At 64.6% G+C, this 12,227-nt stretch carries 15 protein-coding genes; 10 read left to right on the forward strand and 5 right to left on the reverse strand.

Annotated elements, in window-relative coordinates; all coding sequences use genetic code 11:
• Nucleotides 1-32: 32 nt before the first annotated feature.
• From ruvA to EN818_RS07125, 3 genes are all read right to left on the reverse strand, one after another.
• Nucleotides 33-653 carry a Holliday junction branch migration protein RuvA gene (ruvA, locus tag EN818_RS07115; protein ID WP_095804695.1) on the reverse strand — a complete coding sequence of 207 codons (621 nt, stop codon included), beginning with the start codon at nucleotides 651-653 and terminating at the stop codon, nucleotides 33-35.
• Nucleotides 654-663: 10 nt separating this feature from the next.
• On the reverse strand, nucleotides 664-1,173 hold the full coding sequence (gene ruvC / locus EN818_RS07120; RefSeq protein WP_095804696.1) for a crossover junction endodeoxyribonuclease RuvC: 510 nt from the start codon (nucleotides 1,171-1,173) through the stop codon (nucleotides 664-666).
• A gap of 105 nt (nucleotides 1,174-1,278) precedes the next feature.
• The gene (locus tag EN818_RS07125; RefSeq protein WP_095804697.1) at nucleotides 1,279-1,806 is read right to left on the reverse strand and encodes a DUF1465 family protein; all 528 of its coding nucleotides are present in this window, start codon (nucleotides 1,804-1,806) and stop codon (nucleotides 1,279-1,281) included.
• 536 nt (nucleotides 1,807-2,342) lie between these two features.
• Between EN818_RS07125 and EN818_RS07130 the strand changes: the two genes are divergently transcribed.
• On the forward strand, nucleotides 2,343-2,894 hold the full coding sequence (locus EN818_RS07130) for a DUF2269 family protein (protein ID WP_095804698.1): 552 nt from the start codon (nucleotides 2,343-2,345) through the stop codon (nucleotides 2,892-2,894).
• Nucleotides 2,895-2,925: 31 nt separating this feature from the next.
• Here the strand turns inward: EN818_RS07130 and EN818_RS07135 are convergent, their stop codons facing one another.
• Nucleotides 2,926-3,696, reverse strand: a complete 771-nt coding sequence (locus EN818_RS07135) for a sulfite exporter TauE/SafE family protein (RefSeq protein WP_095804699.1) — start codon at nucleotides 3,694-3,696, stop codon at nucleotides 2,926-2,928.
• Nucleotides 3,697-3,884: 188 nt separating this feature from the next.
• Here EN818_RS07135 and EN818_RS07140 point away from each other — a divergent pair, with 188 nt between their 5' ends.
• The 9 genes from EN818_RS07140 (at nucleotide 3,885) to EN818_RS07180 (ending at nucleotide 11,603) form a co-directional block, all read left to right on the forward strand.
• Nucleotides 3,885-4,343, forward strand: coding sequence for a GNAT family N-acetyltransferase (locus tag EN818_RS07140; protein WP_095804700.1), 459 nt, complete (start codon nucleotides 3,885-3,887; stop codon nucleotides 4,341-4,343).
• A gap of 142 nt (nucleotides 4,344-4,485) precedes the next feature.
• A complete protein-coding gene (locus EN818_RS07145; RefSeq protein WP_095804701.1) occupies nucleotides 4,486-5,133 on the forward strand; it encodes a thiamine phosphate synthase in 648 nt (215 codons plus the stop codon).
• A gap of 1 nt (nucleotide 5,134) precedes the next feature.
• Complete coding sequence (locus EN818_RS07150) at nucleotides 5,135-6,211, forward strand: tetratricopeptide repeat protein (protein WP_165349979.1); 1,077 nt, start codon at nucleotides 5,135-5,137, stop codon at nucleotides 6,209-6,211.
• 104 nt (nucleotides 6,212-6,315) lie between these two features.
• Nucleotides 6,316-6,882, forward strand: a complete 567-nt coding sequence (gene efp / locus EN818_RS07155; protein WP_095804703.1) for an elongation factor P — start codon at nucleotides 6,316-6,318, stop codon at nucleotides 6,880-6,882.
• 38 nt (nucleotides 6,883-6,920) lie between these two features.
• On the forward strand, nucleotides 6,921-7,721 hold the full coding sequence (locus EN818_RS07160) for an inositol monophosphatase family protein (protein ID WP_129553660.1): 801 nt from the start codon (nucleotides 6,921-6,923) through the stop codon (nucleotides 7,719-7,721).
• A 160-nt stretch (nucleotides 7,722-7,881) separates the two neighbouring features.
• Nucleotides 7,882-8,574: a hemolysin III family protein gene (locus EN818_RS07165; RefSeq protein ID WP_095804705.1), complete on the forward strand. Its 693-nt coding sequence runs from the start codon at nucleotides 7,882-7,884 to the stop codon at nucleotides 8,572-8,574.
• Nucleotides 8,575-8,772: 198 nt separating this feature from the next.
• On the forward strand, nucleotides 8,773-9,795 hold the full coding sequence (locus EN818_RS07170) for a MotA/TolQ/ExbB proton channel family protein (RefSeq protein ID WP_095804706.1): 1,023 nt from the start codon (nucleotides 8,773-8,775) through the stop codon (nucleotides 9,793-9,795).
• 1 nt (nucleotide 9,796) lies between these two features.
• On the forward strand, nucleotides 9,797-10,825 hold the full coding sequence (locus tag EN818_RS07175; protein WP_095804707.1) for a peptidoglycan -binding protein: 1,029 nt from the start codon (nucleotides 9,797-9,799) through the stop codon (nucleotides 10,823-10,825).
• Between the two features lie 352 nt (nucleotides 10,826-11,177).
• Nucleotides 11,178-11,603 (forward strand): hypothetical protein, encoded by a 426-nt coding sequence (locus EN818_RS07180; RefSeq protein ID WP_095804708.1) that lies wholly within the window; start codon nucleotides 11,178-11,180, stop codon nucleotides 11,601-11,603.
• Between the two features lie 128 nt (nucleotides 11,604-11,731).
• Here EN818_RS07180 and EN818_RS07185 read toward each other — a convergent pair whose 3' ends face one another.
• Nucleotides 11,732-12,085 (reverse strand): DUF1304 domain-containing protein, encoded by a 354-nt coding sequence (locus EN818_RS07185; protein WP_095804709.1) that lies wholly within the window; start codon nucleotides 12,083-12,085, stop codon nucleotides 11,732-11,734.
• Nucleotides 12,086-12,227 lie beyond the last annotated feature (142 nt).

Below are 12,227 nucleotides of genomic sequence, written 5' to 3' on the forward strand. Positions count from 1 at the left end.
TGCATACGCCAACAAACTGGACAAGCGCCGCGTCACCGCGCCAGTTCCTTCAATCCGAAGCGGATCAGCTTCGAGGCATCGGCACCCTCGCCGGCCGCCTTCAGCGCCGCCGCCACCGCATTGGCGGCGATGTCGCGCGAATAGCCGAGATTGACCAGCGCCGAGACCGCGTCGGTGATCGGTGCTGCCGCCACGCCCGCGCCGAGCTCCTGCTTGAGTCCGATCGTGCCGGTGGCAGCGCCCGCATAGGCGGGCGCCTTGGCCTTCAACTCGGTGACGATGCGCTCGGCCACTTTCTTGCCGACGCCGGGCGCTCGGCTGACCATGGCGATGTCGCGCAGCGCGATCGCATTGGCGAGATCGGCCGGGGCCAATGTCGACAGCACCGCCAGCGCCACCTTGGCGCCGACGCCCTGCACATTGTTCATCAGCAGGCGGAACCATTCGCGCTCGAGTGCTGTCTGGAAGCCGTAGAGCCGGATCATGTCCTCGCGCACATAGGTCTCGATGAACAGCACCACCGCCTCGCCGGGCCCCGGCAGGGAAGCCAGCGTGCGCGCCGAGCAATAGGCGACATAGCCGACGCCATGCACGTCGACGAGACAAGAATCCTCGTCGATCTCGTCCAGCGTGCCTTTCAGCTTGCCGATCATGGCATTCCTCTCATGCCAAAGCCGCCATCCGATAGGCGACGCTCTGGCGATGATGCGCATGGCAGATGGCGATGGCCAGCGCATCGGCGGCATCGTCCGTGTCGAAGATGGCCTTCGGCATCAGCACCTTCACCATCATGTGGATCTGCTTCTTCTCGCCGTGGCCGACGCCGATCACCGCCTTCTTGACGGCGTTGGGGGCGTATTCGGCAACGACCAATCCGGCGCGCGCCGGCACCAGCATGGCAATGCCGCGCGCCTGGCCGAGCTTCAGCGTCGCGGTCGCATCCTTGTTGACGAAGGTCTGCTCGACCGCTGCCTCGTGCGGCATGGCTTGGTGCAGCACCTCGGCCAGTCCGTCATGCAATTGGCAGAGTCTTGCTGCGAGCGGCGCCTTGTCGTCCGAGCGCACGGTACCGGAAGCGACGAAGCGCAGCGAATTGCCAAGGCTCTCGACGATGCCCCAGCCGGTGCGCCTCAGCCCCGGATCGATGCCGATGATGCGAATCGCTTCCCCCATGCGCCAACTTTACCCGTGGCGGCAAGCGATGCCAGCGAAATGTGAACAAACCAGAAACGATTCAAGGGGGAAACAGGCTGCTCGGATTTTGGCTAAGCAGCCGGATCAGCCGCGGGCGAAAGCCGTGTTCAGCAGGCTGATCTGGTCGGAGACCGGGTTGGCGCGGCGGCTGACGGCCGGCGTGTCGTAGATCGAGCCATAGATTTCCTCGTCCATGCGGCGCACCAGCGCCTGCAGGCGCAGCGACCGGCTCACGAGTTCCAGAAACTCCTTCGGCAGTTCGCTCCATCCGGCTGCTTCGTCATGCGCGGACGCCGTGTCGAGGCGCACCTTTGACTTCTCGGAGGCGACCTGGTCGCGCGTCATCTCGCCGGAATTCGCCGCGCGCTGCAGAAGCAGCCAGGACGCAACCTGCATCAGCCTTGTGGTCAGCCGCATCGATTCGGCCGCATAGAGCGTCGCCGCCGCGCGCGACAGCTTCTTCGCCTCGGCTCTGCCCTTGCCGTCGAGATATTCGGCGGCCTGTTCGACCAGTCCCATACCCTCCTGGTAGAGCGGCTTGAAGGATTGGGAAAAGACCCGGCGCTCCGCGAGCTTGATGGTTTTCGCGCTGCCTTTCGAAGGCTCGGTCATTGATACGCCCCTGCACTGCCGCAAGCCGATTCGGCATTCTTGCCGACGCGTCTGCACCCTAAACGACTGAGGCTTGAAAATGCGCTTAGGCGCCCATGAAGGCAAGCGCATGTTTAACAAACGGTTAACGCAAACCCTGCCACCGGCCGGCCTGCCGGGGACAAAAAAAGAGCCGCGGATAAGGCGGCTCTCAGGAGTTTAACAGGGAGGCGTCAAACAAAGTGGCTCCAACCACTCGGTAAGAATCCAGCAAAACTGGATGTGCATAGTAAACACCTGTAAAGCTTAACGAAGCCTTAACGCCGGGCGGATTTTTTGACCGATTGAGCTCTTCTGTGCCGGAACAGGACAGGCTGCATCGCGATCCCGATTTTCGGCGGCGGCTGACCTTCCCTCGCGATTCGCAGCGCCGAAACATACCGGCCGCCGGCGCGACATCGTTCCGATACAGCCCGCACGCTAAAGGCCCGCTTCTCTGAGGGGGCGGGCGCGAATTCGCGCCGCCGCGACATAAAAATGCATTCCAGGAGCAAAGCATGGACTGGTACTCGATCGTCAAATTCCTCCACGTCGTCTCGGCCATTCTGTGGGTCGGCGGTGGATTCGTCCTGTTCCTGCTCGGTGTGCTTGCCCAGCGCGCCGGCAACATCGAGGATAAGCTGCAGGCGATGCGCGCAAGCGGTCAGCTCGGCGGCAAGTACTTCGCCCCGATGTCGATGCTGACCCTGATCTTCGGGCTTATCATGTGCGGCTTCTGGGTCGGCTTCTCCGACCTGTGGATCATCATCGGCCTCGCCGGTTACGTCACCACCTTCTCGATTGGCATGCTCGTCTTCAAGCCGACCGGCGAGCGAATGGGCGCCATGATCGCCAAGGACGGCGTCACGCCCGCGGTTCTCGCCATCGGCCAGCGCATGATGAGTTGGGCACGCCTCGACTATGCCGTCATGCTGGTGATCATCGCCGACATGGTCCTGAAGCCGACTGTGCATGATGTCGGCATGCTCGCCGGCATGGCGCTGGTCGTGGTAGTGGGCGCGGCACTCGCCGTCGGCGGCGGCCGTCAGATGGTGCCGAGCGCTGCCTGACGGCAAGGGCGGCGGCAGGCCGCCCTCCTCCTTACATGAGGCCGGCGATACCGTCCCACAAAAGCTTGACCGCCACCACCGCGACGGTTGCGTATGTGAACGGATAGAACACCTCCGGCCGCATGCGCCGCACCAGCCACGCGCCTGCGATCGTGGCGAGCGGCGCCAGCGGCATCAGCACCGCCGAAGCGGTGAGGTTGGTGGTGTCGAACTGTCCGAGCGCGAAATAGGGAACGAGCTTCAGCGCATTGGTGGCGGCGAAGAAGATCGTCGCCGTTCCCGAAAGCACCTTCGGGTCGAGCCGTATCGGCAGTGCATAGACCTGGAAGGGCGGGCCGCCGACATGGGCGACGAAGCTGGTGAAGCCGGCAACCGTGCCCCAGAATGCGGCCGCCGTGCGGTTCGGCTCGGCCGCGTGGTCGGCACCATGACGCAATTGCAGATAGAGCCAGCGCAGCACGAAAATCAGCGCCACCGCGCCGACGATCAGCCGCACCATCTCCTCGGTCACCAGAGCCGCCGTCAGCCAGCCGAGGCCGATACCGACGATGGCGCCCGGCATCATCTCGACCAGCATCTTGCGGTCATAGATGCCCCACCAGGTCCATACCGAAACGATATCCATCAGGCACAGGATCGGCAGCAGGATGGCGGCGGCCTGCACCGGCGGGATGGTCAGCGCCATCAACGGCACGCCGACGAAGCCGACGGCACCGCCGAAGCCGCCTTTCGACAGGCCGACGAGGATGACCGCCGGAATGGCGGCGGCGTAGAACCACGGGTCGCTGGGCAGGCCTGACATTGAGAAGAGAGCGGCTGGGAGATGAGGTCGGCAGGAGGTCCTGCAATAGACCAGAATGCGAACTGTCGCGATAGCCAATGTGGCCGGACAACCGGACGGCACGATCAATTGTCCGTAACCCGGCCTTTGCGGTTTGCGGCAATCGCGCCGGCCATGCATAACTCCTCGACCCAGCAGAGGTTCTGACAATGAGCAAAATCGCGATCCGCCGCGCGACCGAAGCCGATCTCCCGACGATCGTCGCGATGCTCGCCGACGATGAGCTTGGCAGCGCCCGCGAGGATACGCGACTGCCTTTGGCGCGGGCCTATCTGGATGCCTTCGCCGCGGTCGACCGTGACCCGAACCAATTCCTTGCTGTCATGACTGACGGCGCCGACGTCGTCGGCACGCTGCAGATCAGCTTCCTTGCCGGCCTGTCGCTGCAGGGCGCCTGGCGCGGCCAGATCGAGGCCGTCCGCGTCGCGGCGGACCGGCGCGGCGAAAGGCTTGGACAGCGCATGTTCGAATGGGCGATCGAAAAGTGCCGCGAGCGGGGCTGCAGGGTGGTGCAGCTAACGACCAACAGAAGCCGCCTCGACGCGCACCGCTTCTACGAACGGCTCGGCTTCAAGGGAAGCCACCTCGGCTACAAGCTGGCGCTGTAAATGGAGGTGGCCCGACACCGCCTCCGTTCGGACCATCGATCCGCGCCGGCCGCATAGCCGGCTGTTCAAGCCGCCCGGTTTGCTCTATGCCGCAATGCAACCATCTTCGCCCGGCATAGGCGAAAACCGGGATCGAAGACCGATGAATGAAGCCACGCCGCCCAACCGCTGCCGCATCGTTTTGATTGCGCCGCCGCTTGCGACGGCTGAACATATCTGCGCGGCATTCGAGGGCGGCGACGTCGCCTCGCTGATCCTGCCTGAAAACGGCATGGACGATGCGGCTTTCCAGGCCTTCGCCGAGAAGATCGTGCCGATCGCCCAGGCCGCCGGCGTCGCTGTCGTCATCGCGGGCGACAGCCGCATTGCCGGTCGCGTTCACGCCGACGGCATCCATGTCGAGGCGGGCCGCAATGATCTCGCCGAGACGATCGAGCGCCTGCAAGGCAAGATGATGGTCGGCGCTGGCGGCGCCAAGACCCGCGACGACGCGCTGGACCTTGGCGAGGAGCGCCCGGACTATATTTTCTTCGGCCGCTTCGGCTACGACAACAAGTCTGAGCCGCATCCCCGCAACCTCTCGCTTGGCGAATGGTGGGCGCAGATGATCCAGATTCCCTGCGTCGTCATGGGCGGATCCGATCTCGGGTCGGTGGAAGCCGTCGCGGCGACAGGCGCCGAGTTCGTGGCGCTGTCCAGCGCGGTCTTCGCCGACGGGCTGGACCCGCGCGCGGCGGTCGCCGCGGCCAATGCGCTGCTCGACCAGACCGCGCCCCGCTTCGAGGACTGACGTGCGCCTGCCCCGGCTCCCCTTCGCGGCCCTGGCTGCCGCCCTTGCGATCCAGGCCGCGGCTGCAGCCGAACCCGTGCCGATGCCGCAGCCCAAGCCGGCTGCGAGCGCGCCGGATCCCAGCAAGCCCGCTGCCGGTGCGCATGAAAATCGGGTGCATGCCGACAAGGCGATCGACAAACCGCTGCCGCAGCCGGCCACGCTTGCGCCGCCCTCGGCCGACAGCATCAATCCCGACCGCTTTGGCGCGAGGCCTCCGGACGCCGCCTATGGCGCCTTCCAGCGCGGGCTCTACAAGACCGCCTACAACCTCGCGATGGTGCGGGCCAAGAATGGCGATCCGGCGGCCCAGACGCTGGTGGCCGAGATACTGTCGCGCGGGCTGGGCGTGCCGCTCAACGCCGCCGAGGCGGCGAAGTGGTATGGGCTTGCCGCCGAGCAGGGCGTTCCGGAAGCACAGTTCCAGTACGCCCTGATGCTGCTCGACGGGCGCTATGTGAAGAAGGACGAGAAGGCGGCTTTCGCGCTGATGCAGGCCGCCGCCGAGGCCGGCAATCGGCTGGCGCAGTTCAACTTCGCACAACTGCTCGTCCAGCAGGATCCGGGCGACGCCGGGCTTGCCAAGGCGGCGGCCTACTATGAACGCGCCGCCGCCACGGGCCTTGCGGATGCGCAATACGCATTGGCGCAGATCTACGCCAACGGCGTCGGCGGCAAGCCGCACGACGATGCCCGGGCGCGCATCCTGCTCGCGCAGGCCGCGCGTCAGAACTACGACACCGCGCAGATCGACCTTGCGGCCTGGATGATCGAGGGGCGCGGCGGCGCGCGCGACCTGAAGTCGGGCTTCGCCTGGATGAAACGGGCCGCCGAGGGCGGCAACGTCGCCGCCCAGAACCGGCTGGCCAAGCTTTACATGGGCGGCATCGGCACCGATCCGGACGTGATCCTCGCCGGCGCCTGGTACATTGTTGCCCGCCGCGCCGGACTGATCGATGCCGAGATGGATGATTTCCTGCAAGGGCTCGACGACGAACAGACCAGGCAGGCGCTGCAGAAGGCCAACCGCCTGCCCTGAAGGTCTCCCTTGCCCGCCCTCCCTTGCCACTGTGCGCGATTTGTGGTCTTGGAGGCGCCACACGCGCGGGCTGCGCCAAAAATCTCATTCCGGATCAGTTCATCATGGCCAAGATCAGTGGCAGCGAAATCCGTCCAGGCTATGTCATCGAGCACGACGGCGGCCTGTGGGTGGCGGTCAAGACCAACACCGTCAAGCCCGGCAAGGGCGGCGCCTACAACCAGGTCGAGCTGAAGAACCTGATCAACGGCACCAAGCTCAACGAGCGCTTCCGCTCGGCCGAAACGGTCGAGCAGATCAGGCTGGAAATGAAGGACTTTTCCTTCCTTTACGAACAGGGTGACGCGCTGGTGTTCATGGACACCGAAAGCTACGAGCAGCTCGAACTGCAGAAGGACTTCGTCGGCGACCGTGCCGCCTTCCTGCAGGACGGCATGATGGTGACGGTCCAGCTTTACGAGGAACGGCCGATCGGCATCTCGCTGCCCGACCAGGTGACGCTCACCATCACCGAGGCTGACCCGGTGGTGAAGGGCCAGACGGCCGCCTCCTCCTACAAGCCGGCGGTGCTGGAGAACGGCATCCGCGTGCTTGTGCCGCCCTTCATCGCGGCGGGCGAGCGCATCATCGTCGACACCAACGAAATCACATACGTGCGCCGCGCGGAATAGGCGGCGAGCAGCGGGAAGAAGGGCAGCAGGAAGAAGAAATGGCGCGTTCCGCGATCCTCAATGTCATGGTCCAGGCGGCGATGAAGGCCGGGCGCTCGCTGTCGCGCGATTTCGGCGAAGTGCAGAACCTGCAGGTGTCGATGAAGGGCCCCGGCGACTATGTCAGCCAGGCCGATCGCAAGGCGGAAGAAATCGTCTTTGCCGAGCTGTCCAAGGCGCGGCCGGGCTATGCCTTCCTGATGGAAGAGCGCGGCGCCGTCGAGGGCGACGACGACCAGCACCGCTGGATCGTCGATCCGCTCGACGGCACCACCAATTTCCTGCATGGCATCCCGCTGTTCGCTGTCTCGATCGCGCTCGAGCGGCAGGGCCAGATCGTCGCCGGCGTCGTCTACAATCCGGCGATGGACGAACTCTACACCGCCGAGCGCGGCGGCGGTGCCTTCATGAACGACCGCAGGCTGCGGGTCGCCGGTCGCGCCAAGCTGACCGATGCGGTGATCGGCTGCGGCGTGCCGCATCTCGGACGCGGCCAGCACGGCAACTTCCTGATCGAGCTCCGCAACGTCATGGCGGAAGTGTCGGGCGTTCGCCGCCTCGGCTCCGCCTCCCTCGACCTCGCCTACGTCGCCGCCGGCCGCATGGACGGGTTCTGGGAGATCGGGCTCTCCGCTTGGGATATCGCCGCCGGCCTATTGCTGATCCGGGAGGCGGGCGGCTTCGTCTCCGACTTCGAGGGCGGACAGGAAATGCTGGAGCGCGGCTCGGTCGTCGCCGGCAACGAGGTCATCCAGCGCGCGCTGCTCAAGACCGTCAGGAAGCCGCTCGCGTCCCGTTGATCGCAGGTCGCGCCGCAGGCACGACGCGCCAGAGCGTGCGCAAATGAAAATGCGGCAGCGTCCTTTGCGCGTCGAAAGGACGCGCTCGTGGTCGCAAAACCGCAACCGAAGCTTGAAATACTGGTTCGCAGCTGCCCAGATAAGGTCTGCAGGACCATTTATGAGCAAAGCCCGTCAAGAAACCCAGATCGAGATCCCGTTCATCGGGCGCTGGCATTACTCCCGCGCCGAGATGATCGCGGATGGCATCGTGCATGCCGTGGGCATCGTGCTGGCGATCGCCGCCGGTTCGGCCTTTCTGGCTTTAGCCGCCTTCCATTCAGGGCCCGGCGAATATTTCGCCGCGGTCTTCTACGTCATCTCGCTGCTCACCGTGCTTTCGGTGTCGCTGGCCTATAATCTGTGGCCGGTGGCGTGGCCGGCGAAATGGATATTGCGCCGTTTCGATCATGCCGCGATCTATCTGCTGATCGCGTCGACCTACACGCCTTTTCTCGCCCAGCTCCACAATTCGACGCTTGCCGTGCCCATGATCGTGGTGGTCTGGACCGCCGCCGCGCTGGGCATCGCGATCAAGATGCTCCTGCCAGGGCGCTATGACCGGTTGGCGATCGTCTTCTATCTCGCCATCGGCTGGAGCGGCGTCGTGCTGGCCGGGCCGCTGCTCGATACGCTGCCGACAGCCTCGATCGCCCTGCTCGTCGCCGGCGGCGTCGTCTATTCGCTGGGCGTGGTCTTCTTCGCCTGGAAGGGCATGCGCTTCCACAACGCCGTCTGGCATGGCTTCGTCGTCACCGGCGCCGGCTTGCACCTGGCGGCCATGGTCGACTGCCTGGTCGTAAGCCGCTTCTGATGGTTGTCGCCCGGAAGTGTGCAGCGCTTCAGGGACGATGGCATGCATCAAACAAAACACGCTGCCTGAATCCGTTTCAGCGCGATCCGCGTCGAGGCGACCGGCGCTGGCCATATTGCCAAGCGCCATTCAATTTGGTCACAATTCCGTTTAGAGTCGCGTGAATTCTGCGGCGGTGGCATCGGAAACGGGGCACGGATGGCTTTTCTCAGATCCTTCGGCAGGCGCTCGGATGTCCTGGTCTATGATCCGCACAAGCTATCGAGCCCGCAGGTCTTCCTGCTGACCATGGTGATCTTCCTGGTCATCGTCGCCTTCATCGCCGCCATCCTGACCCGCCAGATCTCGAGCGCCTTCGGCTCCAATCCCGGACTCAATGGACTGATCGTCGGTGTGCTCGGCATCGGCATCCTGCTTGCCTTCGTCCAGGTCGGCCGGCTCTTTCGCGAGGTGCGCTGGGTCAATTCCTTCCGTGCCGGCTCGGAGACCACCGAGCCCGTCCTGCTGGCCCCGATGAAGGCGATGATCGGCCGCTCGTCGTCGATGGCGTTTTCGACCTCGTCGATGCGCACCATGCTCGATTCGATCGCCACCCGCCTCGACGAGACCCGCGACACCTCGCGCTACCTGGTCGGCCTGCTGGTGTTCCTCGGCCTGCTCGGCACCTTTTGGGGCCTGCTCAACACCATCGCCTCGATCCGCGAGACCATCGAGGCGCTCGACCCCGGCACGGGAGACGCGGCCGCCGTGCTCGACGCGCTGAAGCAGGGCCTGTCGGCGCCGCTCGCCGGCATGGGCACCGCCTTCTCGTCCTCGCTGTTCGGTCTTTCGGGCTCGCTGGTGCTCGGTTTCCTCGACCTGCAGGCCGGCCGAGCCCAGACTCGCTTCTACACCGAGCTCGAAAACTGGCTGTCCTCGGTCACCGATCTTTCATCCGACATCGTCGTCTCCGACCATCCGGCCCGGACCGAGCCGTCCGAGGAAATTCGCGTGCTGTCGGAGCGGCTGCGCAGCCTGCAGGAAAATGGCGGCGGCTCCAACCCCCGCGTGGCCACCGCCATGGCCAATCTCGCCGACGGCATCTCCGGCCTGGTCAAGAACATGCGTTCCGAGCAGCAGATCATGCGCGACTGGGTCGAGGCCCAGTCCGACGAGCAGAAGGCCATGCGCAACACGCTGGAGAAGATCGCCGACGCGCTGAAGAAGCAAGGGGTCCACTGACGTGGCGCTGGCAAGGCGGCGCGCCGATCGCCGCATCGACTATTGGCCGGGTTTCGTCGACGCGCTGTCGACGCTGCTGCTCGCGATCATGTTCCTGCTCACCGTCTTCGTGCTGGCGCAGTTCCTGCTCAGCCGCGAGATTTCCGGCAAGGACGCGGTTCTCAACCGGCTGAATTCGCAAATCAACGAATTGACCCAACTGCTGGCGCTGGAGCGTTCGAACACGCAGGACAAGGAAGACTCGCTCGCCAACCTGCAAGCCTCGCTGTCGGCGGCCGAAGCTGAAAAGAGCCGTCTGCAGCAATTGCTGGCGCAGGGCGCCGGCGCCGGCGATGCCGCCAATCAGCGCGCGGAAGCTCTGTCCGGCGAACTCAGCAACCAGCGCCAGATCAGCCAGCAGGCGCTGAGCCAGGTCGAGATCCTGAACCAGCAGATCGCGGCACTGCGCAAGCAGATCGGCGCGCTCGAGGACGCGCTCAACGTCTCCGAACAGCGCGACCGCGACTCCAACACCAAGATCGCCGATCTCGGCCGCCGCCTGAACGTGGCGCTTGCGCAGCGCGTGCAGGAACTCAACCGCTACCGGTCGGACTTCTTCGGCCGCCTGCGCGAAATCCTCGCCGACCGTGAAAACATCCGCATCGTCGGCGACCGCTTCGTCTTCCAGTCCGAGGTGCTGTTCCCGACCGGTTCCGAGGTGATCAACGATGCCGGCAAGGTCGAGATGAAGAAGCTGGCCGACGCCATCATCGAATTGCAGAAAGAGATCCCGCCGGAGATCAACTGGGTGCTGCGCGTCGACGGCCACACCGACAACAAGCCGCTGTCGGGCACCGGCCGCTATCGCGACAATTGGGAATTGTCGACGGCGCGCGCGACCTCGGTGGTGAAGTTCCTGATCGAGAACGGCGTGCCGGCCAACCGGCTGGTCGCCGCCGGCTTCGGCGAGTTCCAGCCGCTCGATCCGGCCGACACGGACGAAGCGCGCAGCAAGAACCGGCGCATCGAACTGAAGCTCACCGAACGTTGATGTGAAGCATGTCTCGCGAAAGTGGGAACCGGCCTCGGGACAAAGACATGCGTGGAATCAAAACCCTAAGACGCATGCAGCGAATCTGAAGGATTGCGACACGCATCAACATCACGCGAGTTCACGCGAATTTGTTCGCCGGCGCAACTCTAGGGCGCAACAGGCTGCCGGCAAGGCCTGAAAACATTATCTTTTTTTAATTACACATCCTGCGCGGGCACTCCTAATTTGCCGTGCGGGCCGAGAACCGCCGGCGATGCCTCCCATCGCGACGCGACGGAACCGGACGGCCCAAACGGTCGGAAGGCGAAGCGGCAGGGCCGCTCACTTCCCAGCAAAAGGAGGCGCCGTCATGCGCACTTCAGCATCTCTCAAGACTGCAACCATCGCCGCGTTCCTTGTCGCCGCTCCGCTTGCCGGCGCCTATGCCGCTGGGCATCACAAGGGCGCGCTCGACGCGACCGAGCCGACCGACCTCACCGGGCCGCGTGTGACCAGCCTCATCGATCAGATTCAAGGCGTCGACCAGGGCATCAAGGAGGCACGGGAAGCCAACACCATCTCGGCCGCCGAGGCGCAGTCGCTGCGCATGCGTGCCAATCACATCAGCCTGGCAGCCGAGAAGGTCGCTGCTTCGGATCATGGCAGAATCCCTGCCGCGCAATATCACGACCTGTTGCGCCGGCTCGACAATGTCGACCAAAAGCTGATGCTCGATACCGGCAGCAGCTTCCTGATGGGCGATGGCGCCGACGGCGGTCACTACCCGAACGGCTGAGCAATTCCAGGAAAAGTGTGAAGCGGCCTTCCGTCCGGAACTGCCGCCAGAGCAAGAGCAACTCTTCGGAGGAACGGAAGGGACCACCTGACGCCCGAGGGACCTGGCCCCATGGGCGTCCTTTTTTGTCACCAACCCAGCCACAGGGCGACGATTGCGAGCACCGCCGGCACCGTCTGGATGAGGAGAATCTTCCGGCTGACGGTCGCCGCGCCGTAGAGGCCGGCGACGGCAACGCTAAGCAGGAAGAAGATCTCGATCTGGAACCCGGCGGCGCCGAGATAGAGTCCCCAGATCAGGCCGGCAGCGAGAAAGCCGTTATAGAGCCCCTGGTTGGCGGCGAGTACTTTTGAGGCGCTGGCGAAATCCGGCTTCAGCTTGAATGCCTTGTGGCCGCGCGGCGTGTCCCAAAGCACTATCTCCAGATAGACGATGCAGCAATGGATCAAAGCCACCAGCCCGACCAGGATACTGCCGATCATTGTCTCCTCCGCGCCTCCGGTTGAAGCATTGATCACGCATCGCCATGGCCAGGCAAGACGGCCTGATCCGAACCGCTGCGATCAGGGTTGCCAAGCTCTGTGCATTGGTATCTTTTCCCGCCAGCCAATTTCCAGTTGGGAT

It is taken from the genome of Mesorhizobium sp. M3A.F.Ca.ET.175.01.1.1, from assembly GCF_004791945.1.
GTDB lineage: Bacteria > Pseudomonadota > Alphaproteobacteria > Rhizobiales > Rhizobiaceae > Mesorhizobium.